The organism is Streptomyces sp. NBC_00536 (assembly GCF_036346295.1).
In the GTDB taxonomy this organism is placed as follows: domain Bacteria; phylum Actinomycetota; class Actinomycetes; order Streptomycetales; family Streptomycetaceae; genus Streptomyces.
The window spans coordinates 5,334,503-5,357,207 of sequence record NZ_CP107819.1; the positions used below are offsets into that span (position 1 = coordinate 5,334,503).

The following is a 22,705-nucleotide window of genomic DNA, read 5'->3' on the forward strand; positions in this document are numbered from 1 at the left end:
CATGGCACGCGTGAAGACCGGCCCGGCCGTCGCTCCGCTGGAGAGCGACGGTCTCGACCGCATCGGGCTGCCCCCCGAGAACCGGCGCCAGATGGTCGTGAAGTCCCTCTGGATCGGCATCTGGCTCCTCTACCTCAGCGCCCCGGTGAACGACCTGATCCACGGCGGCCACAGCTGGCCCGCCGTGCTCCTCGGCTCCCTGGGCCTGGTCGCCTTCGTCGGCTGGTACCTGACCCTGGTCTTCCGCACGGTCCGGCAGTTCGCGCGGCGGGGCGTGCTGATCTCGCTCGCCGTCATGTCCACCGAGGCGGCGGTCCTCTCCCTGTGCCTGGGCCGGGAGTGGCTGGTCCTGTTCGTGTACGTGTCCGTCTCCGCCGGAGCCGCCCTGCCCGGGCGCCTCTCGCGCTGGGCCGTCCCCGCCGCGACCGCGCTGCTCAGCCTCACCTCGCTGGCCGTGCCCCGCGGCAACGACTTCCTGGTCGGGCTCCTCATCCCGGCCTTCCTCGGCGGCTTCGCGATGGTCGGCATCCGGCAGATGATCGCCACCACCGTCGAACTGCGCCAGGCCCGGGCCACGGTGGCGCAGCTCGCGGCCAACGAGGAACGCCTGCGGATGGCCCGCGACCTGCACGACCTGCTCGGGCACTCGCTCTCCCTGATCACGCTCAAGAGCGAACTGGCCGGGCGGATGCTGCCGGAACACCCCGACCGGGCCGCGCAGCAGATCGCCGACATCGAGCAGGTCAGCCGACAGGCGCTGACCGACGTCCGCGAGGCGGTCAGCGGCTACCGGCGGCCCACCCTCCCCGGCGAACTCGCCGGGGCCCGGACCGCGCTGACGGCCGCCGGCGTGATCGCCGACCTGCCGTCCGCCGACCTGCCGTCCACCGCACCCGAGTCGGACCTGGCGGAGGACATCGAATCCGCACTGGCCTACGCGCTGCGCGAAGCGGTCACCAACGTGGTCCGGCACAGCGGGGCCACGCGCTGCACCGTCACCCTGACCGTCCGCCAGACGCTCGCCGGGCCCGTCATGGAGCTGACGGTCACCGACAACGGCAGCGGCGGGCCCGCCGCGCCCGGCAACGGCCTGACCGGTCTGACCGAACGGCTGGAAGGAGTGGGCGGCACGCTCGCGGCGGGCCCCGTGTCCCCGAACGGAAACCGCGGGTTCAGGCTGTTCGCGCGGGTCCCTCTAGGATCGCCGTCATGACCCCAGCCCCGATCCGGATCCTGCTCGCCGAAGACCAGTCGATGGTGCGCGAGGCGCTCGCGGCACTGCTCGGCCTGGAGCCGGACATCGAGGTCATCGCCCAAGTCGCCCGCGGGGACCAGGTGCTGGCCGCGGCCAGGGCGCACGACGTGAACGTGGCGCTGCTGGACATCGAGATGCCGGGCCTGACCGGCATCGAGGCGGCGGCCCTCCTGCGGGACGGCGTCCCGGGCCTGAAGATCGTCATCCTGACCACCTTCGGCCGGCCCGGCTACCTGCGCGGGGCGATGGAGGCGGGGGCCTCCGCGTTCCTGGTCAAGGACGCCCCGGCCGCGCAACTGGCCGATGCGGTACGCAAGGTGCTCGCCGGGGACCGGGTCATCGACCCCACGCTCGCGGCGGCCGCCCTGGCGGAGGGGGCGAACCCGCTGACGGACCGCGAGCGGGAGGTGCTGCGCGCGGCGGAGGGCGGTGCGACCAATGCGGAACTCGCGGCCCGCCTCCACCTGTCCCAGGGCACGGTCCGCAACTACCTCTCCACCGCGATCCAGAAACTGACGGCCCGCAACCGCCAGGAAGCGGCCCGCATAGCCCGAGAAAAGGGCTGGCTCTAGCCCCCTCGGCGCAGCCCGACCCAGCCTGCCCGGCGATTGAGGGCCCGCCGGAGGCGACGAGCAGCCGCAGGCCGAAACGCGGCTCCCGCCCGGACTCCCCTCCGGGGGCGCCTCAAACGCCGGCGAGGCTGAGATCGCGGGCCCTCAATCGCCGGGCGGGCTGGGTTTGGTCAGTTCAGGCGGGCGCGCGCAGCCAGGGCTTCGGTGCGGATGCGGGTCGCCGCTTCTTTGTCCATCGCGTCGACGACGACCGCGTACTCCTCCAGCTCCACCGCACCCTCCGTGTAGGAGCCCCGCTCCACCAGCAGCCGCGCCCGCTCGTACCGCAGCGCGGCCGGGTGCGAGGGCAGCAGGAGCGCCAGGTCCAGGGCCCACAGGGCGACGCCCGAGTGCTCGGGCCGGGTCGCGGCCCAGGCCCGGATGTTGTTCAGGATCCGCAGGACGATGTCCAGGGTCCGGGCCGCCAGCCGCGGCCCCTCGGCCGCCTCCGCGGGACCGGCCCCGAGCGCGGCCCCGCTCGCGAAGGGGTCGACCACGACCCCCTCCTCGGGATCCCCGAAGCCGACCACGAAGTGCCCGGGCAGGGCCAGCCCGTACACCGGCGCCCCGGCCCGCCGGGCCACCTCCAGCCACACCACCGACAGCAGGATCGGCAGCCCGCGCCGCCGCCGCAGCACCTCGTGGAGAAGGGAGGACGACAGCCGGTCGTAGTCGCCCGGGGTGCCGTGGAACGCCATCCGGCCGCCCAGCAGTTCCGTCACCGCCGAGGCCCAGGCCCGCGCCCCGCGCAGCCCGTACGGCAGCAGCCCGGCCAGCCGGTCCAGCTCGATCTGCGCCTCGTCGACGGCCCGCTGGTCCAGCGCGGGATCCGCCTCGGCCGCCAGGTACAGGCACAGCAGCGCGAGGTCGGGCCGCTCCGCCCGCGCCTCCGCCGCGAACTCCTCGCGGAATGCCATCAGGCCGCCCGGAAGTGGTGGTAGGCGTGGTGCGCGGCGAAGCCCAGCCGGTCGTACAGCGCGAGCGCCCCGCTGTTGTCGTTCTCCACCTGGAGCCAGGCCGCCGAGGCCCCCTCGTCCAGCGCGCGCCGGGCCAGCGCCGTCATCACGGCCGTGGCCAGCCCTTCGCGCCGGTGCGCGGGGTCGACCTCCACCGCCGCGAATCCGGCCCACCGGCCGTCGACCACGCACCGCCCGATCGCGCGGCCCGCGATCTTCGCGAACCACACCGAGGGGCCCGCCGACAGCACCTGCCGGGCGACCGGGGCGAGGGCGCCCGTACGCCCGTACCGCTCCAGCCACTCCTCGTCGCACTCCCGGGTCAGCTCGACCCCGGAGACGTCCGCGTCGAGATCACCGATCGGCGCGAGCGAGGCGATCCGTACCTCCGCCGAGACCTCACGGGTCCAGCCGAGCCGTTCCAGCTCCGCGCAGAGGAGTTCCTGGGTGCCGAGGGCGCCCGTCGCGGCCTGGACGTACGCCGGGAGCCCGCGGTCCGCGTACCAGGCCGTCACTCGCGCGAGTGCTTCCTGCGTCGTCATCCCGGGGTCGCCGAGCGGCAGCGCCGAGTTGGCCCGCCGGGTGAACCCGGCGGCCGCCCGCAGCGTCCAGGCGCCCAGCGGCTCGCTCTCCAGCGGCTGCCAGGCCCGCGCACCGGCGCGGGTCAGCTCCTCGAAAGTGGCCGAAGGACCCTTGCGGCGGGCCGGGGCGGGAGGCACCACCTTGCCCGCGACCAGCAAGGATTCCGCGATGCGGACGCTCTCACCATTCTTTTGTGTGATCAGCAGCACACCATCGGTCCACGATGTGAGCACCCCCAGGGTGTCCGTGAACCTGACAGACCGGCCCGAGGCACTCTCCACCCGTCGTACAGACACCCGTTTGCCCACGTCAGCGTGGGTGATACGGATTTCCATCAGTGCGCCGGCAGTGATTTCCACAGCTGTCTCCGCCCCTCCTGTTCGGATCGTGCCCGGGAACGGAGATACTAGATGCGGGCATCGACGACGCCGCGCTCCCGCGCGATATGGAAAGCCCTACCGAGGAGGAACGAGAGCGTGACCTACGTCATCGCGGAGCCTTGTGTCGACGTCAAGGACAAGGCATGCATCGAAGAGTGCCCCGTCGACTGCATCTACGAGGGCCAGCGGTCCTTGTACATCCACCCGGACGAGTGCGTCGACTGTGGTGCGTGTGAACCGGTCTGCCCGGTCGAGGCCATCTTCTACGAGGACGACACTCCGGAAGAGTGGAAGGACTACTACAAGGCGAACGTCGAGTTCTTCGACGAACTCGGTTCGCCCGGTGGCGCCTCCAAGCTCGGCCTGATCGAGCGCGACCACTCCTTCATCGCCGCGCTGCCGCCCATGAACGGCGAGCACTGACCGTCTTAGGGCGGCGCGCGTCCCTCGGTCCCGTACGGCGAACGCGCCGCACGGGACCGAGGTGTTTTCCGAATCCGGTCCGCCACCGCGCACACCGGTACGCAGAGCACGCAGAGAGAGAGCAGAGACCACCGTGGCCGCAGTATCCGCTCGTCTTCCCGCCTTCCCCTGGGACAAGCTGGAGCCGTACAAGGCAATCGCCTCCGCGCACGCGGACGGCATCGTCGACCTGTCCGTCGGAACCCCCGTGGACCCGGTGCCGGACCTGATCCAGCGCGCCCTGGTGGCGGCCGCTGACTCGCCGGGCTATCCGACGGTGTGGGGCACGGCCGCGTACCGCGATGCGATCACGGACTGGGTGAAGGGCCGCCTCGGCGCGAGCAACGCCGGGCACCGCAACGTGCTGCCGGTGGTCGGCTCCAAGGAGCTGGTGGCCTGGCTGCCGATCCAGCTGGGTCTGGGCGCGGGCGACAAGGTCGCCTACCCGCGGCTCGCGTACCCGACGTACGAGGTCGGCGCGCGGCTGTGCGGCGCCGAGCCGGTGGTCTACGACGACCCCACCGAGCTGGACCCGGCCGGGCTGAAGCTGCTGTGGCTGAACTCGCCGTCCAACCCCACCGGGAAGGTCCTCTCCAAGGAGGAGCTGATCCGGATCGTGGCCTGGGCGCGCGAGCACGGGATCCTGGTCTTCAGCGACGAGTGCTACCTGGAGCTGGGCTGGGAGGCCGAGCCCGTCTCCGTCCTGCACGACGACGTGTGCGGCGGCTCGTACGAGGGCCTGGTGGCCGTCCACTCCCTCTCCAAGCGCTCCAACCTGGCGGGCTACCGGGCGGCCTTCGCCGCCGGTGACGCCGAGGTCCTCGCCGAGCTGCTGGAGATCCGCAAGCACGGCGGCATGATGACGCCCTCGCCGGTGCAGGCCGCGGCCGCGGTCGCGCTGGGCGACGACGCGCACGTCCAGGAGCAGCGGGAGCGCTACGCCGCCCGCCGCGCGGCCCTGCGGACGGCCCTGGAGGCGCACGGCTTCCGGATCGAGCACAGCGAGGCCAGCCTGTACCTGTGGGCGACCCGCGACGAGCCCTGCTGGGAGACGGTCGCGTACCTCGCCGGGCTCGGCGTCCTGGTCTGCCCCGGCGACTTCTACGGCGAGGCGGGCGCGCACTTCGTGCGGGTCGCGTTCACGGCGACGGACGAGCGGGTGGCCGCGGCGGTCAAGCGCCTCGGCTAGTCCGGTGAGCTGGTGACCGGGTGACCTGGTGACCGGATAGCCCGAAGGGGCCGGGAGTTCGTGCTCCCGGCCCCTTCGGCGTTCGTGTGCGCGTGCGCGTGCGCGGAACGCGCCGCGCGTACGGGCGTCAGCCGCCCAGCGGCAGACCGCCGAGCGCGGGCAGCCCGCCGGTCGGCAGGGCGGGGGCGGCGACGGGCAGGCCGGACGTCGGGAGCGCGGCGGCGGGCGCCGCCGCGTCGGGCAGCCCGGCGGCGGGCAGGGGGCTCGCGGCGGCCGGGGCGCCGGCGACCGGGAGGCCGCCCATCAGGTTCCCGGTGAGCCCGTCGGTCGGCAGGCCGCTCTTGCCCGCCGCGCCGGCGGTGTCACCGGCCACCGCGCCCGCGGCCCCGGCCAGGCCGGTCGCGTTCTCGTGGGCGGTCGGGACGCCCTTGGCGGCCGCGTTGCCGCCCACCGCGCCGACCGCCGGGACGGCGGACTCCACGGCCTTGCCGCCGGTCGCCCCGGCCATGTCGGCGCCCTGGCGGGCGGTGTTGTCCACGGCGTGTCCGAGGCTCGCGCTGTCCAGGGCGGTCAGCGAACCCAGCTGGGGTGCGGACTCCAGGCCCACGGCGCTCGCCGAGCCGGCCGCGCCGACCACGGGCGCCGCTCCGGCTGCGAGCAGCAGTGCGGCACGGGCGATCCGACGGGTCAGGGGGAGGGACATGGTGCTCCTTGGTGTCGTCGTGCGGGCTGAGTACGCCGTGCACAACTCCCTTGGGGGCGTCCCGAGTTGCGGAGCCGATGGGTAAAGGCTTGGCAACGCGTCGTTTTATCGGCTTCGGTGACAAGCGCACCGGACGCCCGGTGAGCTGGCCTTCTGCCCCCGCCGTGCACCGGCGCACGCCGCACCGCGCCGACCCCGGACGAGTGACGCCCCGTACGCGTGACCGGGCGCCGGTTTAACGGTTCAGCGGTGCGACGAAGATCCGTACGTCGTCCGGTCCCGCGTTGCGACCGTCGCCGTCACCGGACTTGCCCGGCGCCTTGTCGATCCAGTGCCCCTTGTTCTTGCCCGCGACCCACGCCTTGCTGTCGTACGAGACCCGCTGGATCCCGAGATCGGCCGCGTGCGCCACCGCCCAGTTCGCCAGCTCCCAGCCGCGCCGCTGGTCGGGCGGACCCTGGCCGTTCTTCCCCGTCGCGACCGACAGGGTGACCTCCGAGTCGTCCGCGGGCGGCTGCTGCGCCGCGACCCGGGAAACGGGCGGCCCCGCCTTCGGCGCCAGCGCGGTCCCGAACACCTTCACCAGCTCCGCCTTGACCCGCGTCGCGTCCCCCGTCTCCCGCGGCAGCGGACCGGAGCAGGACAGGGTCCCCGGGGCGCTCCCCGTGAAGGCCGCCGCGAGCAGCGTGGCATCGGGCTCGTGCTTCGCGTACGCGTCCGGGAAGCCGCTGCGCTGCACCTTCTGCGCGGCCACCGTCAGCGGGAGGTCCGCGTAGTCGGGCACCTCGTCGAGGAGGTGGTCGTAGAAGATCCCGGCCGAGTACACCGGGTCCATGATCTGGGCCGGGGTGCCCCAGTCCTGCGAGGGCCGCTGCTGGAAGAGGCCCAGCGAATCCCGGTCCCCGTGGTCGAGGTTGCGCAGCGCGGACTCCTGCATGGCGGTGGCCAGCGCGATCGTCACACCCCGCTCCGGCACCTTCTTGGCCGTGCCGACCGCCGCGATCGTGGCCGCGTACCGGGCCTGTTCGAGGTTCATCGAGTACGAACCGCCCGCGCCCGCGCCGCCGCCCGCGACCACGGTGCAGTGCGGGGCGCCGTCGCCGCCCGTCGATTCGTTCTGGACGAGGTAGTAACCGGCGAGCCCGAGCAGCACGAGCAGCGCCGCGGCCAGCCGGTACGGGCGGCGGCGGCGCGGACGGGGAGCCTTCTGGTGGGTCTCGGACACGCCGCCCACCGTACTTGAGCCATTCGGTGCGTCCATCGGCCGGACGGTCCCGGCATGTGCACGAGGTGGGGCATTAGGGTCGTGGTCATGTCCGAATCCGAGCTGGACCTCACCCTGGACGCTGCCGAGCTGACCGCCCGGCTCGTCGACATCCCTTCCGTGAGCGGCGACGAGAAGGTCCTCGCGGACCTCGTGGAGCTCGCGCTCCGGGGTCTCCCGCACCTCACCGTCGACCGCTTCGGCAACAACGTCGTGGCCCGTACGCACCTCGGCCGCGCGGAGCGCGTCGTCCTCGCCGGGCACCTCGACACCGTGCCGATCGCCGACAACGTGCCCTCCCGGCTGGACGGGAACGACGTCCTGTGGGGCTGCGGCACCACCGACATGAAGTCCGGAGTCGCGGTCCAGCTGCGGATCGCGGCGACCGTGCCCGAGCCGAACCGGGACCTCACCTTCGTCTTCTACGACCAGGAGGAGGTCGCCGCCCACCTCAACGGCCTGGGCAAGGTCGCCGAGGCCCACCCGGACTGGCTGGCCGGAGACTTCGCGGTCCTCCTGGAGCCCTCCAACGCGGAGGTCGAGGGCGGCTGCCAGGGCACCCTGCGGGTGATCCTGCGCACGTCCGGCGAACGCGCCCACTCCGCGCGCAGCTGGATGGGGTCCAACGCCATCCACACGGCCGGACCGGTCCTCGCGAAGCTGGCGGCGTACGAACCGCGCCGTCCCGTCATCGACGGCCTGGAGTACCACGAGGGCCTCAACGCGGTACGGATCGAAGGCGGCGTCGCCAACAACGTGATCCCCGACGCCTGCGCGGTGACCGTCAACTTCCGCTACGCCCCCGACCGCAGCGAGGCCGAGGCGCTCGCCCACGTCCGGGAGGTCTTCGCGGACTGCGACATCGCCGAGTTCGTCGTGGACGACAGCTCCGGCGGAGCGCTGCCCGGCCTGTCCCACCCGGCGGCGGCCGCGTTCATGGCGGCGGTCGGCGGCCGCGCCATGCCGAAGTTCGGCTGGACGGACGTCTCGCGCTTCAGCGCGCTGGGCGTACCGGCCGTCAACTACGGCCCGGGGGACGCCCTGCTGGCCCACAAGGTCGACGAACGGGTCGAGACGAAGGCGATCCTGCACTGCGAGGAACGACTCCGCGCCTGGCTGACCTCCTGAATTCCGCTTCTCGTCACCTTTGTGCGCCTACCCTGATCCGAACGATCAGCAGGAGGGAGCACATCATGGGCAACCCTGAGAGCGGCCGGAGGAAGCCGGCGGAGCAGCAGCTGGGCCCCGTACTGCGACGGCGCGACCAGGTCCAGGCGGGCAGTACGACCGACCAGCGGCTGCTGGACTCCGCCGGGCCCTCCGAGTGGGTGCACACCGACCCCTGGCGGGTCCTGCGCATCCAGTCGGAGTTCATCGAGGGCTTCGGCACGCTGGCGGAGCTGCCGCCCGCGATCAGCGTCTTCGGTTCGGCGCGCACCGCGCCGGACTCGCCGGACTACGAGGCGGGCGTGGCCATCGGCCGCGCCCTCGTCGACGCGGGCTTCGCGGTCATCACCGGCGGCGGCCCGGGCGCGATGGAAGCCGCCAACAAGGGCGCCCGCGAAGGCAACGGGATCTCGGTCGGACTCGGCATCGAGCTGCCCTTCGAGCAGGGGCTCAACCAGCACGTCGACCTCGGACTGAACTTCCGGTATTTCTTCGTCCGCAAGACGATGTTCGTCAAGTACAGCCAGGGCTTCGTGGTCCTGCCGGGCGGTCTGGGCACGCTGGACGAGCTGTTCGAGGCGCTGACGCTGGTCCAGACGCAGAAGATCACCCGCTTCCCGATCGTGCTGTTCGGCACGGCGTACTGGAGCGGGCTGATCGACTGGCTGCGGAACACGGTGGTCGCGCAGGGCAAGGCCTCGGAGAAGGACCTGTACCTCTTCCACGTCACGGACGACGTGGACGAGGCGATCGCCCTGGTGACGAAGGAAGTCGGCAAGTAGGGCCGGGCCGCCGGGGCCTGGCCGCACACGGCTTCTAGGCCAGGCCCCGGCGGGCGACGGCGGGCGGGCGGTGGCCCTGGATGGACGCCACCATCTCCAGCACCTGCCGGGTCTCGGCGACCTCGTGGACCCGGTAGACCTGTGCGCCCAGCCACGCCGAGACGGCCGTCGTGGCCAGGGTGCCCAGCAGCCGCTCCTTGACCGGCCGGTCCAGGGTCTCGCCCACGAAGTCCTTGTTGGACAGGGACACCAGCACCGGCCAGCCGGTCTCCGTCATCTCCCCGAGGCGGCGCGTGGCCTCCAGCGAGTGCCGGGTGTTCTTGCCGAAGTCGTGGCCCGGGTCGATCATGATCGACTCGCGCGGCACGCCCAGCGCGGCGGCCCGCTCCGCCAGCCCGACGGTCACCCGCAGGATGTCCGCCATCACGTCCTCGTACGCCGTCCGGTGCGGCCGGGTCCGCGGCTCCACGCCCCCCGCGTGCGTGCAGACCAGGCCCGCGCCGTAGCGCGCCGCGACCTCCGCCAGCTTGGGGTCCACCCCGCCCCACGCGTCGTTCAGCAGGTCCGCCCCGGCCTCGCAGACGGCCTCGCCGACCTCGTGCCGCCAGGTGTCCACGCTGATCACGACGTCCGGGTGGCGGCGCCGCACCTCGGCCACGAAGCCCACCGTGCGGCGGGCCTCCTCGGCCGCGTCCACGTGCTCGCCCGGGCCCGCCTTGACCCCGCCGATGTCGATGATCGCCGCGCCCTCGGCCACCGCCAGCTCCACGCGGTCGAGCGCGGGCTCGTCGCGGAAGGTGGCGCCCTGGTCGTAGAACGAGTCCGGGGTCCGGTTCACGATCGCCATGATCACCGGCTCGTGCGTGTCGAACTCGCGCCTGCCCAGTCGCAGCATCCCGTGTTTCCTCCTCCGGCGGCCCTCGCCGCCCCGCCAGCGACCTTAACCGCCGCGCGCGCATGGCCGCGGCCCGCGCATGGCACGATCGAGTCCGTGGCCGCAGTCTCTCAGGGGAGTTGATCGTGTTCTGGTTCTTGCTGATCGCGCTGGTCGTGGTCGTCGCCGGGGTCACCCTCGCGGTGATCGGCGGCGGCACCGAGGCGGTGCTGCCCGAGGTGGACCCCGAGGTCGTGGCCGACGGCCTGCCGGAGACCCGCCCCGTGGTCCGGGCGGACATCGACGAACTGCGGCTGCCGGTGGCTCCGCGGGGGTACCGGATGGCCGAGGTGGACGACGTACTGACCCGGCTCGGCGCGGAACTGGCCGAACGGGACGCGCGGATCGCGGAACTGGAGGCGGCCCGCAGCCGCCCGGCCGCCGCGGCCGGGCCCGACCTCACCAAGGGCGACCGGTGACCCCGGCGCCGGGGGCCGCCGTCGCGGGGCCGGACGGGGGGCTGCGGTGCCCGTGGGCGCTCGCGACCGAGGACTACATCGCCTACCACGACACGGAGTGGGGGCGTCCGGTCCACGGGGACGACGCGCTGTACGAACGGCTCTGCCTGGAGGCCTTCCAGTCCGGGCTGTCCTGGCTGACGATCCTGCGGCGCCGGGAAGGATTCCGGAAGGCCTTCGCGGACTTCGAGATCGCCAAGGTCGCGGAGTTCGGCGAGGCGGACGCGGAGCGGCTGCTCGCCGACCCGGGGATCATCCGGAACCGGGCGAAGATCGCGGCGACGCTGGCCAATGCGAGGGTGCTGGCCGGGTGGGAGGCGGGGGCGCTGGACGCGCTGATCTGGTCCCACGCGCCGAAGCGGCCGGCGGCGGCCCCGCGGAGCACGACCCAGGTCCCCGCGGTGACCCCCGAATCCACGGCCCTGGCGAAGTCCCTGAAGGCCTCCGGCATCCGCTTCGTGGGCCCGACGACGGCCTACGCCCTGATGCAAGCGTGCGGCCTCGTCAACGATCACCTGTCCACCTGCGTCTCCCGCCACCCGTAGCCGGGCCCGGTTCCCGAGTCCGCTGCGAGCCGCAGCCCTGCCCTCCGGGGGCGCCTCAATCGCCGGCGGGGCTGGATGGTCCGCCGGGCCGGTGACGCGAGTGCGGGCCGTGGCCCTGCCCTCCGGGGGCGCCTCAAACGCCGGCGGGGCTGGAATACGGCCCCCCGGGAGGGGCATCTTCAGCCTCGCCGGCGTTTGAGGCGCCCCCGGAGGGGAGAACCGCCGGAGGGCGGCGGACGGTCTGTGGCCGGGACGGCCGTGCCTCCGGGGGCGGCATCTTCAGCCTCGCCGGCGATTGAGGCGCCCCCGGAGGGCGAGACCGCCGGAGGCTACGGGCCGCACGGGCAGGGGGCCGGGGTCAGCGGCCCTGGTAGTTCGGGGGCTGCTTCGCGAGGAAGGCGGCCACCGCGATGCCGTGGTCGGCGGAGGCACCGGCGCGGGTCTGGAGGGCGTCCTCCTTCTCCAGGGACTCGGCCAGTCCGTGCGCGGCCCCGTACGCCAGGGACTCCTTCAGGGCGGCGTAGGCCACCGTGGGGCCCGAGGCCAGCGCACGGGCCACCGAAGCGGCCTCGGCGGCCAGCGACTCCGCCGGGACGAGACGGTTCGCGATGCCCAGCTCGTACGCCTCCTGGGCCGGCACCGACCGGGGGAACAGCAGCAGGTCGGCGGCGCGCGACTGGCCGATCAGCCGGGGCAGGGTCCAGGACACCCCGGAGTCGGCGGTCAGCGCGACCCCGGCGAAGGAGGTGTTGAAGGAGGCGGTGTCGGCCACGACCCGGAAGTCCGCCGCCAGCGCGAAGCCGAAGCCCGCCCCGGCCGCGACGCCGTTCACCCCGGCCACCACGGGCTTCGCCATGGTGGTGAGCGCCCGCACGATCGGGTTGTAGTGCTCCGCGACGGTGCTCATCGTCAGCGTGGAGCCGTTCTCGCGGTCGGCCGCGAGGAACCCGACGTGTTCCTTGAGGTCCTGGCCCACGCAGAAGGCCCGGCCGCCCGCCGCCGTCAGCAGGACGGCCCGTACCCCGGAGTCCTCCGCGGCGGCGAGGACGGCGTCCCGCAGCGCGACTTTCGCCTCGGTGTTCATGGCGTTCATCGCGTCGGGACGGTTGATCGTGATCGTCGCGAGGCCGTCGGTCACTTCGTAGAGCACGCTGTCGGACATGTCGGGGGTCCCCCTTCGTCGCGGGCAGAAGTCCCCAGCATGGCGGACCGCACGGGGCGCCGGGTATGTGATGTAAGTCAAAGAAACCGGGGGCCCCGCGGGCCGGGCGGGGGCGAAGTATCGCAGGCGGATCGCCGAAATGAGTGGTTATGGTCGAGCGCGTTGCACAAGCGTTCCCGGCTGATGTTGGTCATCGGGTCCTGACATGCGGGATAATGGCGGGAAGCAATGTGTTCGATGCCGGGTATTAGGCGCCTGAATGGGGCCGTCGGCTGACGATGAGCTGGATTCAGGAAGGGGAACGAGCATGGCGGCCATGAAGCCGCGGACGGGCGACGGCCCGCTCGAGGTCACCAAGGAGGGGCGGGGCATTGTCATGCGCGTTCCGCTTGAAGGCGGCGGTCGGCTTGTCGTCGAGCTGACCCCGGACGAGGCCGGCGCGCTCGGTGACGCCCTGAAGAAGGTCGTCGGCTGACGCGTCCGCGTTACCTGAGTTATCCGCCGCTGCCCCGTCCGTGATCACCACGGGCGGGGCAGCGGTGTGTCCGGACCTCCCCGCGCGGGACCCGCACGCCCCGCTCGGCTCAGCGGCGCACGGCGCACAGCAGGCCGTCGCCCACCGGCAGCAGCGCGGACTCCAGGGCGGGGCTCTCGCGGACCGTGCGCAGCAGCTCGCGCACCCGCAGCACCTCCACCGGCTGGGCCGCGGAGTCGACCGTACGGCCGTCCGAGAAGACTCCCTCGAAGCACACGAGTCCACCCGGACGCAGCAGGCGCAACGATTCAGCGAGGTAGTCGAGGGACTCGGACGGATCCCCGTCGCAGAAGACCAGGTCGTACCCGCCGTCGGCGAGCCGCGGCAGGACGTCCAGGGCGCGGCCCGGGATGAAGCGCGCCCGGTTGCCCGCGAAGCCCGCCGCGCGGAAGGCCTGACGGGCGAAGGCCTGCCGGTCGGGCTCGGGGTCCACGGTGGTCAGCACCCCGTCGGGGCGCAGTCCGTGGAGCAGGTGGATGCCGGAGACACCGGTGCCGGTGCCGATCTCCGCGACCGCCTTGGCGTCCGCGGTGGCGGCCAGCAGGCGCAGCGCGGCCCCGGTGCCGGGGGAGACCGAGCGCAGGCCCGCTTCCCTCGCCCGGTCGCGGGCCCACCGCAGAGCGTCGTCCTCGGCGACAAACGCGTCGGCGAACGCCCAGCTCGTCTGCCGGTTGCCGCTAATGACCCTCTCCTGTCCCCATAGTTGGCGCAACGGTGACTGTATCCGCTGACGTCGGGAACCCGCAGATGGGACCGGGCGTTGTGAGGGGAAGAGGCGGGATAGAGGGGACGGCGCCGGGCAGATCGGCGGTCAAGGACCTCGGACCCGTGCAAAGTTACTGCAAAAATGCTTATCCAGAGCTGACGGGAGGGGTGGCTATGGTAGGGGCTCCACTGGACACCACCAGAGCCGACAGGGGAGGTGCGGCTGCGCCTGTGGATCGTGGAGGCGTCCTTCGGCGTCTCTTCTGGTCGGCGGGTGAGCCGAAATCCGTGATCAACACTGCTGACCGTTTCCACACCGCTGCCACCGCAACCACCGCGACCTTTGCCGCCGATGCGGGCTCCCAGGCGTGGACCCCTCCCTCCTGGGAGGAGATCGTCAGCACGCACAGTGCGCGGGTCTACCGGCTGGCGTACCGCCTGACGGGCAACCAGCACGACGCCGAGGACCTCACCCAGGAAGTCTTCGTCCGCGTCTTCCGTTCGCTGTCGACGTACACGCCCGGCACCTTCGAGGGCTGGCTGCACCGCATCACCACGAACCTCTTCCTGGACATGGTGCGCCGCAAGCAGCGGATCCGCTTCGACGCGCTCGCGGACGACGCCGCCGAGCGGCTGCCGAGCCGTGAGCCCAACCCGCAGCAGGTGCTCCACGACACGCACTTCGACGCGGACGTCCAGCAGGCGCTGGACACCCTCGCGCCGGAGTTCCGCGCCGCCGTGGTCCTGTGCGACATCGAAGGCCTGTCCTACGAGGAGATCGCCGCGACCCTCGGCGTGAAGCTCGGCACCGTCCGCAGCCGGATCCACCGTGGCCGCTCGCACCTGCGCAAGGCGCTCAAGCACCGCTCCCCGGAGGCGCGGGCGGAGCAGCGCGCGCTGGCGGGTGTGGCCGTGGGCGCCCCGGTCGTGGGGGGAGAGGGCGGAACCGAGTGAGCGGAGTCAGTCCGTCCGCAGCGGAACACCACCTGGGCGACCGGCTCGCCGCCCTCGTGGACGGGGAGCTGAGCCATGACGTGCGTGAGCGCGTCCTCGCCCATCTGGCGACCTGTGCCAAGTGCAAGGCCGAAGCCGACGCCCAGCGCCGGCTGAAGACCCTCTTCGTCGAGAGCGCGCCGCCACCGCTCTCCGCCGGGCTGCTCGCCCGGCTCCAGGGCCTGCCGGGAGGCGGACCCGACGGTCCCGCCGCGCCGCCCGGCCCGCCGGGCCCGGCCGCCCGCTCCGGTGCCACCGATCCCTTCGCCTCGTTCGGGTATGCCTTCCAGAACCCGCGCCCGCAGGAAGGCTTCCGCATACACGAGGTGGGCCGACACGAGGTGGGCCGACCCCGCCGCCGGTTCGCCTTCGTCGCCGCCGGTGCCGTCTCGCTCGCCGCGATCGCCCTCGGCGGCGCGCTGCCGCTGGACCAGGTCGAGCCCAACGCCCGTGGTGAGGGCGGTGCGAGCGTCACCCCGGCCGCCCAGCAGCCCGGTGCCACCGGCGGCGCCCTGTCCGTGGTCGACGCGGTCATCCGGGACCGGCCCCGGCCCCCCGCCGGGACCGCGACCCTCGGCCCCGAGCTGACGGCGGTGTTCAGCCCCTCGGCGTCCCGCCCGGCGCCGCTGCCGTCCGTGGCGCCGACCCTGTCACCGCGCCCGGTGTCCCTGACGCGCTGACGCGCCGCCGTGCCGACGGGCGCGACGGGCGCGACGGGCGGGGGCGCTCGGGGGTGACACCCCGGCCCGGCTCTGCCGCCCCGTGGGGCGACCTGGTTGAATCCTCGCCAGGTGCGCCCGGCGGGGCGCGCGCGAGGCACGCGGGGAGCGCCCATGTCCGACACCCACCCTCCGACCGATCCGGCTCCGCTGCGGTCGGCCCCGCGGTGGTGGAGCCGTCCCGCCAGCAGCCCCGACGGGACCGCCGCACCGGACCACCGCGTGCCGGGCCCCCGGGAGGGTGCGGAAGCCGCGCCCGACGCTGATGCCACGGCCGCTGGCCCGCTGGACGACGTAGCCCTCGATGAACCGCCCGCGCCCCGGTACGACCCGTGGAGCACCGCTCCGCTGCACGTGCCCGACGCGGGTCCGGCGCGGCCCGGGATCCGGATGCGGCAGCTCGTCGCCGTGGCCGTGGGCTGCGCCCTGCTCGCCGGGGGCGTCGGCGCCTGGCTCGGCGTACTGGCCGAACGGCGGAGCAGCACCCGGCTGGAACTTCCCCAGGCCGGGGTGGAGCCCAAGGGCCGGGCCCCCGGGAGCGTGGCCGGGATCGCCGCGACCGCCCTGCCCGGCGTGGTCACCCTGCACGTGGCGGGCGGCGCGGGCAACGGCACCGGCACCGGCTTCGTCCTGGACGGGCAGGGCCACATCCTCACGAACAACCACGTGGTCGCGGACGCCCAGCGGATAACGGTCACCTTCAGCACCGGCGAGAGCGTGAACGCGGACGTGGTCGGCCGGGACGGCGGCTACGACCTGGCCGTGGTCAAGGTCGACGGGGTGCGCGGCCTGAAGCCCCTGGCCCTGGGCAATTCGGAGAACGTCAAGGTCGGCGACCCGGTGGTGGCCATCGGGGCGCCCTTCGACCTGTCCAACACGGTCACCGCGGGCATCATCAGCGCCACCGGGCGGCCCATCACCGCGGGCGGCGACAAGGGGGACGGCAGCGACGTCAGCTATGTCGACGCCCTCCAGACCGACGCGCCCATCAACCCGGGCAACTCCGGCGGCCCGCTGCTCGACGGCCTGGCCCGGGTGATCGGCATCAACAGCGCGATCCGGGGCGCGGACCAGGGCCAGAACGACAAGGACCCGGCGCGCCAGAGCGGCAGCATCGGCCTCGGCTTCGCGATCCCGGTCAACCAGGCCAAGCGGGTGGCGGAGGAGATCATCCGGACCGGTCACGCGACCCATCCGGTCATCGGGGTCACCCTGGACATGCAGTACACGGGCGACGGGGCCCGGGTCGGGGACAAGGGCGCCGAGGGCAAACCGGCCGTCCCGCCGGGCAGCCCCGCCGCCCGGGCCGGCATCAAGTCCGGCGATGTGATCGTCAAGGTGGACGGCCAGCGGGTGCACGGCGGTGACGAGCTGATCATCAAGGTGCGGGCCCACCGGCCGGGTGATCCGCTCGGCCTGACCGTGCTGCGCGACGGCAAGGAGCGCGCGCTGGAACTCGTACTCGGTTCGGCGAACAGTGGATGACGGGCGGGGGAAACCGGGAGTGAGGTGTCGGCCCGTACAGGTGGCCGGGTACCGTGGTGCTGGCCTGCAGGATGAGAGCCGAGGAGCGGCAACGTGTTCAACGACATAGGCGCACTCGAGCTGGTCACGATCGTGGTGCTCGCCATCCTCATCTTCGGTCCGGAGAAGCTCCCGAAGGTGATCCAGGACGTGTCCGGCGTGATCCGGAAGATCCGCGCGTTCTCGGACAGCGCCAAGCAGGACATCCGGTCCGAACTCGGACCGGAATTCAAGGACTTCGAGTTCGAGGACCTGAACCCGAAGACCTTCATCCGCAAGCAGCTGACCGAGAACGAGGACCTCAAGGAGATCCGGAGCAGCTTCGACCTGCGCAAGGAACTCAATGACGTCACGGACGCGGTCAACAGCCGGGAGCCGGAGTCCGTCCCCGGCGACGCGCCGGCCGGTCCGTCCGCCGCCGCGCCCGCACCCGCGGCAGGCAAGCCCGACCTGGTGAAGCGGGCCGCGCCGCCCGCGCCGGACCAGCGCGCCCCGTTCGACGCCGACGCCACCTGACCCGCCTGACACCTCGTCCTGCCGGGCGCCGGGTGGTCCGGTGGCTATCCTCTCCATCTGTCCGGACGCCGACGCCCCAGGGAGGGGGTCCCCCCAGCACAGCAGGGGGGAGGGCCGTTCCGGGTCCCACGGAACGAGAGGCCGCACCGATGGAGACGACGAGCAGTAGCCGGGTGGGCGCGCAGCCCGCCGAGGCGCACACCGCGCCCGCCCCGGCCGCCCCGGAATCCGCCGCTGAGCAGCAGGCTCCGCCGGCCGCGCAGGCTCCCGAGGCCCCGCAGGGCGCCTCCGCACCCCCCAGGCCCGTACCGGGCGCCCGCCGGGCCGCCGAGGGCTATCTGGCGGCGTCCTTCCCCTGGTACGGGCTGGACGCGGCCTTCACCGGTCCCCGCTGGCTCATGCAGGTGGGCACGGCCGCCGACGGCACCGTCGAGCACGGTTCCACCGGCCACGGCGACGAGCCCTCGGTCCGCGGCGAGATCGTGACGGGTGAGAAGGAACGCTTCGCGGTGGTCATCACCGTCGCCAGCAACCCGCTGCGCCGCAGCGCCGACGGCACCGGTGTCCTGGAGGCGACCTCGGTCTCCTCGGCGGCCTGGCTGGCCGGTTCCGGGCTGCTGGCCTTCACCTGGCCCGGCCAGATGGACCACACCCTGCGCGGCGACTGGCTCGACCAGCAGACCGAGGCCGCCTGGGAGCTGGCCGACGACCTCGGTGGCGAGGACTGGTCGACGCTGTCGCTGCCGGTCGACGGGGAGCCGACGCCCTTCCACTACCGCGAGTCCGAGTTCGGCTGGGTGCTGGCCGGGTCCACCCGTGACGGCGTCCATCTGGGCGCGTACGGACGGGGGATGAGCGCCTACGGGCTCGGCTTCTCGGTCATCGGCGACCTGGGCACGTACGAGTGACCGCGAACAGGTAACGGGTACGGGAGAGGGGCGCCACCGCATCGGTGGCGCCCCTCTCCCGTACCCGTACGTGCCGTGGGGTCCTAGAACTTGTTGCGCGGGGTGATCCCCAGCGACATGCCCGACAGACCGCGCGCGCGGCCGCCCAGCTTGCCCGCGATCGCCCGCAGCGCCGCGCCCGCGGGGGAGTCCGGGGCGGCCAGCACCACCGGCTGCCCGTTGTCGCCGCCCTCGCGCAGCCGTACGTCGATGGGGATCTGGCCCAGCACCGGCACGGTGGAGCCGATGGTCCTGGTCAGCCCGTCGGCGACGGCCTGGCCACCGCCCGTGCCGAACACGTCGACCATCTCGTCGCAGTGCGGGCAGGGCAGCCCCGACATGTTCTCGACGACGCCCACGATCTTCTGGTGGGTCTGCACGGCGATCGAACCGGCCCGCTCGGCCACCTCGGCGGCGGCCTGCTGCGGGGTGGTGACGACCAGGATCTCGGCGTTCGGCACCAGCTGCGCCACCGAGATCGCGATGTCACCGGTGCCCGGCGGCAGGTCGAGCAGCAGGACGTCCAGGTCGCCCCAGTACACGTCCGCCAGGAACTGCTGGAGCGCCCGGTGGAGCATCGGGCCGCGCCACACCACGGGCGCGTTGCCCGGGGTGAACATGCCGATGGAGATGACCTTCACGCCGTTCGCGGACGGCGGCATGATCATGTTCTCGACCTGGGTCGGCTTGCCCTCGACACCCAGCATGCGCGGCACGCTGTGGCCGTAGATGTCCGCGTCGACGACGCCCACCTTCAGGCCGTCGGCCGCCATCGCCGCGGCGAGGTTGACCGTGACCGAGGACTTGCCGACGCCGCCCTTGCCGGAGGCGACCGCGTAGACGCGGGTCAGCGAGCCGGGCTGGGCGAAGGGCACCTCGCGCTCGGCGGTGCCGCCGCGCAGGCCGGCCGCCAGCTCCTTGCGCTGCTCGTCGCTCATCACGTCGAGGGTGACGGCGACCGAGGTGACGCCCGCGACCCGCTCGACGGCCTCGGTGACGTTCTTGGTGATGGTCTCGCGCATGGGGCAGCCCGACACCGTGAGGTAGACGGTGACGGCGACCGCTCCGCCGTCGCCGACCTCCACCGATTTGACCATGCCGAGTTCGGTGATCGGCCGGTGGATCTCGGGGTCGTTCACCGTCGCCAGCGCGTCCAGGATCACATCTTGATCGGGCACAGCCTTCTCGGGCACGGCGGCGGAGCTTGTGTCGGTAGCCATGACCCGATGGTACGGCGCGGTGGCACGCCGCCGGTAAGCCCGTCAGCGGTCGCCTTCGTCACGTTCGGAGGGGAAGAGCCTGCGCTCGTCCATCTCCTTGATCAGGTCCTGGAACTCCGACCGGATCCAGTCGCGCGTGGCGACCTCGCCGAGGCCCATCCGCAGCGCCGCGATCTCCCGGGTGAGGTACTCCGTGTCCGCGATGGAGCGCTCGTTCTGCTTGCGGTCCTGCTCCAGGTTGACCCGGTCGCGGTCGTCCTGCCGGTTCTGCGCGAGCAGGATCAGCGGAGCGGCGTACGAGGCCTGCAGCGACAGCATCAGGGTCAGGAAGATGAACGGGTACTCGTCCCAGCGCAGGTGCGCCGGCGCGAAGATGTTCCACAGCACCCAGGCGACGATGACGACCGTCATCCAGACGATGAACCTGCCCGTGCCGAGGAAGCGCGCCACCCGCTCCGACAGCCGCCCGAAGGCCTCCGGGTCGTACTCCGGGAGCAGCCGCCGCCGGGCCGGGCGCGGCTGGTCCAGCCGCACGCGCGAGCGCGTCAGCGCGCTCGAACCGGTCGACTGCCCGGCCTTCACCCGCTCGGCGCGGCCCTCGCGCGCCTCGCGCTCGGCCCGCTCGTGCCGGTCGGCCCGCTCCGCGCGCAGCCTCCCCGCGACCTCGTCCAGCCGGTCCGACAACCCGTGCTCCCGCCCGTACTCGCGCCCCTGCGCCTTGGCCTGCGCCCTGGCCTGCTCCCGGCGCTCCCTGATCTGCTCGCGGCGGCGCTCCCGCCCGGGCTCGCGCCCCCGCTCAGCGGCCACGGCCCGCCTCCTCGGAGTGGAAGTCCGTCTCGCGCCAGTCGTCGGGCAGCAGGTGGTCCAGTACGTCGTCCACCGTCACCGCGCCGAGCAGCGAGCCGCTCTCGTCCACCACCGGGACCGCGACCATGTTGTAGGCGGCGAGGTAGCTGGTCACCACCGGCAGCGAGGCGTCCGGCCGCAGCGGCGGCAGGTCCGTGTCCACCAGCGAACTGACCAGCGTGAACGGCGGGTCGCGCAGCAGCCGCTGGAAGTGCACCGTGCCCAGGTACTTGCCGGTCGGCGTCTCGTCCGGCGGCCGGCACACGTACACCTGCGCGGCCAGCGCGGGGGACAGGTCCGACTGCCGTACGCGCGCCAGCGCGTCCGCGACCGTGGCGTCCGGCCGCAGCACGATCGGCTCGGTGGTCATCAGACCGCCCGCCGTGCGCTCCTCGTACGACAGCAGGCGGCGCACGTCGGCCGCGTCGTCCGGCCGCATCAGCGTCAGCAGCCGCTCCTTGTCGTCCTCGGGCAGCTCGGAGAGCAGGTCGGCCGCGTCGTCCGGGTCCATCGCCTCCAGGACGTCCGCGGCGCGCTCCTCCTTGAGCTTGCCGAGGATCTCCACCTGGTCGTCCTCGGGCAGCTCCTCCAGCACGTCCGCGAGCCGGTCGTCGTCGAGGGCGTTGGCCACCTCGGCGCGCCGCTTCGGCGTCAGGTGGTGCAGGACGTTCGCCAGGTCGGCGGGGCGCATCGTCTCGAAGGTGGCTACCAGGTTCTCGGCGCCCTGCCCGTCCTCCTCCAGCGAGAAGCCGGTGACCCCCGACCAGTCCACGGTCAGCGTCTCGCCGCGGCGGCGCATCACGCCCGCCTTGCCCTTGCGGACGAAGATCCGGTTGATCTCCCAGTCGCGGCGGGCCGGGAGCTGCTGGATGGCCACGTCCAGGACGGTGACCTCCTCGTCGTCCGCGACGAGCCGCACCCGGCGGTCCAGCAGCTCACCGAGCACGAGCCGCTCGGTGGGGCGCTGTTCGAAGCGCCGCATGTTCACCACACCGGTCGTGATGACCTGCCCGGACTCCACACCGGTCACCCGGGTCATGGGCAGGAAGATGCGGCGGCGGCTCACCACTTCGACGACCAGGCCCAGCAGCCGGGGCGGGCGCCCGCCCACGCGCAGCATCGCCACCAGGTCACGGACGCGGCCGACCTGGTCGCCGTTGGGGTCGAAGACGGGTACGCCCGACAGATGCGAGACAAAGATCCGTGGGGCGCCTGCCGCCATCCGAGCGCCTCCTAGAGCGTCGATCAAGAGTCGTGCCGCCCCTCAGGCTAGCCCGTGCCGCCGCGAACCGCCCTGGTGGGGCGGTCCGCCCGGGCCGGGCCCGGACACGGGGTGCGGGTACGCTGCCTGCTGCTCGCAGACGACCGACGAGAGGCCCCTGCCCGTGACCGCCACCTTCCCTGCCGCACGGCTGCGCCGGACCGCCGCCATCGGGGCCCTCTGCGCGGGTCTGGCCATCGCCGCCACGGGCTGCGGGGAGGACCCCGACAAGGGCACCAACGGGGTCGGCAAGCTGTCCGCGGCCGAGATCGGGACCAAGGCGCGCGCCGCCGCGACCGCCGCCAAGTCGGTGCACCTGTCCGGGACCCTGGTCACCGGCGGCAAGTCCTTCACCCTCGACATGAAGCTGAAGGCGGACGGCGGCTCGGGCGAGGTGAAGTCGAAGGACAACACCTTCCGGCTGCTGCGGGTGGGGGAACAGCTCTACCTGAAGGCCGACGCGGCCTTCTGGGGGAAGTCGGAGGCGGCCGGGAAGCTCGGCGACAAGTTCGTGAAGGTGCCCGAGACGGACCCCTCCTACAAGCAGTTCCGCGGCTTCACCGACATGCACGTGCTGCTGGACGGCCTGCTCGGCCTGGACGGCAAGCTCGCCAAGGGCGCCGACTACACCAAGGTCGGGACGGCCCGGGCGGTCCTGGTCACCGCGGACGGCGGCAAGGGCGGCAAGCTCACCGTCTCCCTGGAGGGCACCCCGTACCCGCTGCGGATGGAACGCGCGGGCGGCGCCGGACGGGTGGAGCTGACCGACTGGGGGCAGCAGTTCCCGCTGGCCGCCCCGGCCCAGGACCAGACCGTGGACTACGGGTCCCAGCTGCCGACGACCAAGGGCACCGGCACGGGCACCGGCTCCGGCAAGAGCCCGGGCCCCGGCGCGAGCAAGAGCGGCGGCGCGGACGACGAGACGAGCGGCGGCTCCGGCGGCCAGGGCGCGGACCCGGGCACCGGCGGCTGACCGGTCCGTACGGTCG

Annotated in this window: 25 protein-coding genes; 15 read left to right on the top strand and 10 right to left on the bottom strand. The window is 73.1% G+C overall.

From position 1 onward, the window contains the following. Position 1 precedes the first annotated feature (1 nt). Complete coding sequence (locus tag OHS33_RS23825) at positions 2-1,213, top strand: sensor histidine kinase (RefSeq protein ID WP_330335173.1); 1,212 nt, start codon at positions 2-4, stop codon at positions 1,211-1,213. Further along, positions 1,210-1,827, top strand: a complete 618-nt coding sequence (locus OHS33_RS23830; protein ID WP_330332439.1) for a response regulator transcription factor — start codon at positions 1,210-1,212, stop codon at positions 1,825-1,827. The genes OHS33_RS23825 and OHS33_RS23830 overlap by 4 nt, the downstream gene beginning before the upstream one ends. A 170-nt stretch (positions 1,828-1,997) precedes the next feature. Here the strand turns inward: OHS33_RS23830 and OHS33_RS23835 are convergent, their stop codons facing one another. Together OHS33_RS23835 and OHS33_RS23840 are read right to left on the bottom strand one after the other, a co-directional pair. Beyond that, complete coding sequence (locus OHS33_RS23835; protein ID WP_330332440.1) at positions 1,998-2,783, bottom strand: transglutaminase-like domain-containing protein; 786 nt, start codon at positions 2,781-2,783, stop codon at positions 1,998-2,000. Next, positions 2,783-3,763 (bottom strand): GNAT family N-acetyltransferase, encoded by a 981-nt coding sequence (locus OHS33_RS23840; RefSeq protein WP_330332441.1) that lies wholly within the window; start codon positions 3,761-3,763, stop codon positions 2,783-2,785. Before OHS33_RS23840 ends, OHS33_RS23835 begins: the two co-directional genes overlap by 1 nt. A gap of 117 nt (positions 3,764-3,880) precedes the next feature. Between OHS33_RS23840 and fdxA the strand changes: the two genes are divergently transcribed. Together fdxA and dapC are read left to right on the top strand one after the other, a co-directional pair. Continuing rightward, positions 3,881-4,207 carry a ferredoxin gene (fdxA, locus tag OHS33_RS23845; protein WP_283459813.1) on the top strand — a complete coding sequence of 109 codons (327 nt, stop codon included), beginning with the start codon at positions 3,881-3,883 and terminating at the stop codon, positions 4,205-4,207. 133 nt (positions 4,208-4,340) lie between these two features. Then, on the top strand, positions 4,341-5,435 hold the full coding sequence (gene dapC, locus OHS33_RS23850) for a succinyldiaminopimelate transaminase (RefSeq protein ID WP_330332442.1): 1,095 nt from the start codon (positions 4,341-4,343) through the stop codon (positions 5,433-5,435). 127 nt (positions 5,436-5,562) lie between these two features. On the opposite strand, the gene OHS33_RS23855 is transcribed toward dapC, so the two are convergent. Together OHS33_RS23855 and OHS33_RS23860 are read right to left on the bottom strand one after the other, a co-directional pair. Continuing rightward, positions 5,563-6,138 (bottom strand): ATP-binding protein, encoded by a 576-nt coding sequence (locus OHS33_RS23855; protein ID WP_330332443.1) that lies wholly within the window; start codon positions 6,136-6,138, stop codon positions 5,563-5,565. Between the two features lie 235 nt (positions 6,139-6,373). Further along, positions 6,374-7,399 (bottom strand): hypothetical protein, encoded by a 1,026-nt coding sequence (locus OHS33_RS23860; RefSeq protein WP_443065344.1) that lies wholly within the window; start codon positions 7,397-7,399, stop codon positions 6,374-6,376. 51 nt (positions 7,400-7,450) lie between these two features. Here OHS33_RS23860 and dapE point away from each other — a divergent pair, with 51 nt between their 5' ends. Both dapE and OHS33_RS23870 read left to right on the top strand, forming a co-directional pair. Then, positions 7,451-8,530: a succinyl-diaminopimelate desuccinylase gene (dapE, locus tag OHS33_RS23865; protein WP_330332445.1), complete on the top strand. Its 1,080-nt coding sequence runs from the start codon at positions 7,451-7,453 to the stop codon at positions 8,528-8,530. Positions 8,531-8,595: 65 nt separating this feature from the next. Beyond that, entirely contained in the window at positions 8,596-9,351 is a 756-nt protein-coding gene (locus OHS33_RS23870) for a TIGR00730 family Rossman fold protein (protein ID WP_330332446.1), read from the top strand. Positions 9,352-9,385: 34 nt separating this feature from the next. Here the strand turns inward: OHS33_RS23870 and folP are convergent, their stop codons facing one another. After that, positions 9,386-10,246, bottom strand: coding sequence for a dihydropteroate synthase (gene folP, locus OHS33_RS23875; protein WP_330332447.1), 861 nt, complete (start codon positions 10,244-10,246; stop codon positions 9,386-9,388). A 119-nt stretch (positions 10,247-10,365) separates the two neighbouring features. Between folP and OHS33_RS23880 the strand changes: the two genes are divergently transcribed. Then, entirely contained in the window at positions 10,366-10,704 is a 339-nt protein-coding gene (locus OHS33_RS23880) for a DivIVA domain-containing protein (RefSeq protein WP_330332448.1), read from the top strand. Then, positions 10,701-11,288 carry a DNA-3-methyladenine glycosylase I gene (locus OHS33_RS23885; protein ID WP_330332449.1) on the top strand — a complete coding sequence of 196 codons (588 nt, stop codon included), beginning with the start codon at positions 10,701-10,703 and terminating at the stop codon, positions 11,286-11,288. Before OHS33_RS23880 ends, OHS33_RS23885 begins: the two co-directional genes overlap by 4 nt. A 358-nt stretch (positions 11,289-11,646) precedes the next feature. Here the strand turns inward: OHS33_RS23885 and OHS33_RS23890 are convergent, their stop codons facing one another. Continuing rightward, positions 11,647-12,450, bottom strand: a complete 804-nt coding sequence (locus OHS33_RS23890; RefSeq protein ID WP_330332450.1) for an enoyl-CoA hydratase/isomerase family protein — start codon at positions 12,448-12,450, stop codon at positions 11,647-11,649. Positions 12,451-12,757: 307 nt separating this feature from the next. Here OHS33_RS23890 and OHS33_RS23895 point away from each other — a divergent pair, with 307 nt between their 5' ends. Further along, positions 12,758-12,925 (top strand): DUF3117 domain-containing protein, encoded by a 168-nt coding sequence (locus OHS33_RS23895; protein WP_069086806.1) that lies wholly within the window; start codon positions 12,758-12,760, stop codon positions 12,923-12,925. A 109-nt stretch (positions 12,926-13,034) separates the two neighbouring features. On the opposite strand, the gene OHS33_RS23900 is transcribed toward OHS33_RS23895, so the two are convergent. Then, positions 13,035-13,697 carry an O-methyltransferase gene (locus OHS33_RS23900; RefSeq protein WP_330332451.1) on the bottom strand — a complete coding sequence of 221 codons (663 nt, stop codon included), beginning with the start codon at positions 13,695-13,697 and terminating at the stop codon, positions 13,035-13,037. Positions 13,698-13,864: 167 nt separating this feature from the next. On the opposite strand from OHS33_RS23900, the gene sigE reads away from it, so the two are divergent. The 5 genes from sigE (at position 13,865) to OHS33_RS23925 (ending at position 18,350) form a co-directional block, all read left to right on the top strand. Next, positions 13,865-14,644, top strand: a complete 780-nt coding sequence (sigE, locus tag OHS33_RS23905; RefSeq protein WP_330332452.1) for an RNA polymerase sigma factor SigE — start codon at positions 13,865-13,867, stop codon at positions 14,642-14,644. Further along, positions 14,641-15,363 carry a zf-HC2 domain-containing protein gene (locus OHS33_RS23910; protein ID WP_330332453.1) on the top strand — a complete coding sequence of 241 codons (723 nt, stop codon included), beginning with the start codon at positions 14,641-14,643 and terminating at the stop codon, positions 15,361-15,363. Before sigE ends, OHS33_RS23910 begins: the two co-directional genes overlap by 4 nt. A gap of 153 nt (positions 15,364-15,516) precedes the next feature. Further along, a complete protein-coding gene (locus tag OHS33_RS23915) occupies positions 15,517-16,887 on the top strand; it encodes a S1C family serine protease (protein ID WP_330332454.1) in 1,371 nt (456 codons plus the stop codon). 93 nt (positions 16,888-16,980) lie between these two features. Next, positions 16,981-17,442 carry a sec-independent translocase gene (locus OHS33_RS23920; protein WP_330332455.1) on the top strand — a complete coding sequence of 154 codons (462 nt, stop codon included), beginning with the start codon at positions 16,981-16,983 and terminating at the stop codon, positions 17,440-17,442. Positions 17,443-17,591: 149 nt separating this feature from the next. Beyond that, positions 17,592-18,350 carry a hypothetical protein gene (locus OHS33_RS23925; protein WP_330332456.1) on the top strand — a complete coding sequence of 253 codons (759 nt, stop codon included), beginning with the start codon at positions 17,592-17,594 and terminating at the stop codon, positions 18,348-18,350. A gap of 83 nt (positions 18,351-18,433) precedes the next feature. Here OHS33_RS23925 and OHS33_RS23930 read toward each other — a convergent pair whose 3' ends face one another. The 3 genes from OHS33_RS23930 to OHS33_RS23940 all read right to left on the bottom strand — a co-directional run bounded on the left by OHS33_RS23930 (position 18,434) and on the right by OHS33_RS23940 (position 21,677). After that, a complete protein-coding gene (locus tag OHS33_RS23930) occupies positions 18,434-19,609 on the bottom strand; it encodes an Mrp/NBP35 family ATP-binding protein (protein WP_330332457.1) in 1,176 nt (391 codons plus the stop codon). Between the two features lie 42 nt (positions 19,610-19,651). Continuing rightward, positions 19,652-20,191 (bottom strand): DUF1003 domain-containing protein, encoded by a 540-nt coding sequence (locus OHS33_RS23935; RefSeq protein ID WP_330335174.1) that lies wholly within the window; start codon positions 20,189-20,191, stop codon positions 19,652-19,654. Positions 20,192-20,405: 214 nt separating this feature from the next. Beyond that, the gene (locus OHS33_RS23940; protein WP_330332458.1) at positions 20,406-21,677 is read right to left on the bottom strand and encodes a magnesium transporter MgtE N-terminal domain-containing protein; all 1,272 of its coding nucleotides are present in this window, start codon (positions 21,675-21,677) and stop codon (positions 20,406-20,408) included. 163 nt (positions 21,678-21,840) lie between these two features. Between OHS33_RS23940 and OHS33_RS23945 the strand changes: the two genes are divergently transcribed. Then, positions 21,841-22,689 (top strand): hypothetical protein, encoded by an 849-nt coding sequence (locus OHS33_RS23945; protein ID WP_330332459.1) that lies wholly within the window; start codon positions 21,841-21,843, stop codon positions 22,687-22,689. The last annotated feature ends 16 nt before the right edge of the window (positions 22,690-22,705 follow it).

Excerpts from the sequence above, each read along its gene's own strand:
- OHS33_RS23895 (WP_069086806.1), top strand. The coding sequence starts at position 12,758 with ATGGCGGCCATGAAGCCGCGGACGGGCGACGGCCCGCTCGAGGTCACC.
- OHS33_RS23860 (WP_443065344.1), bottom strand. The coding sequence starts at position 7,399 with ATGGACGCACCGAATGGCTCAAGTACGGTGGGCGGCGTGTCCGAGACC.
- OHS33_RS23855 (WP_330332443.1), bottom strand. The coding sequence starts at position 6,138 with ATGTCCCTCCCCCTGACCCGTCGGATCGCCCGTGCCGCACTGCTGCTC.
- OHS33_RS23940 (WP_330332458.1), bottom strand. The coding sequence starts at position 21,677 with ATGGCGGCAGGCGCCCCACGGATCTTTGTCTCGCATCTGTCGGGCGTA.
- OHS33_RS23835 (WP_330332440.1), bottom strand. The coding sequence starts at position 2,783 with ATGGCATTCCGCGAGGAGTTCGCGGCGGAGGCGCGGGCGGAGCGGCCC.
- OHS33_RS23890 (WP_330332450.1), bottom strand. The coding sequence starts at position 12,450 with ATGTCCGACAGCGTGCTCTACGAAGTGACCGACGGCCTCGCGACGATC.
- OHS33_RS23830 (WP_330332439.1), top strand. The coding sequence starts at position 1,210 with ATGACCCCAGCCCCGATCCGGATCCTGCTCGCCGAAGACCAGTCGATG.
- folP (WP_330332447.1), bottom strand. The coding sequence starts at position 10,246 with ATGCTGCGACTGGGCAGGCGCGAGTTCGACACGCACGAGCCGGTGATC.
- OHS33_RS23915 (WP_330332454.1), top strand. The coding sequence starts at position 15,517 with ATGTCCGACACCCACCCTCCGACCGATCCGGCTCCGCTGCGGTCGGCC.
- dapE (WP_330332445.1), top strand. The coding sequence starts at position 7,451 with ATGTCCGAATCCGAGCTGGACCTCACCCTGGACGCTGCCGAGCTGACC.
- OHS33_RS23930 (WP_330332457.1), bottom strand. The coding sequence starts at position 19,609 with ATGGCTACCGACACAAGCTCCGCCGCCGTGCCCGAGAAGGCTGTGCCC.
- sigE (WP_330332452.1), top strand. The coding sequence starts at position 13,865 with ATGGTAGGGGCTCCACTGGACACCACCAGAGCCGACAGGGGAGGTGCG.
- OHS33_RS23825 (WP_330335173.1), top strand. The coding sequence starts at position 2 with ATGGCACGCGTGAAGACCGGCCCGGCCGTCGCTCCGCTGGAGAGCGAC.
- OHS33_RS23925 (WP_330332456.1), top strand. The coding sequence starts at position 17,592 with ATGGAGACGACGAGCAGTAGCCGGGTGGGCGCGCAGCCCGCCGAGGCG.
- OHS33_RS23870 (WP_330332446.1), top strand. The coding sequence starts at position 8,596 with ATGGGCAACCCTGAGAGCGGCCGGAGGAAGCCGGCGGAGCAGCAGCTG.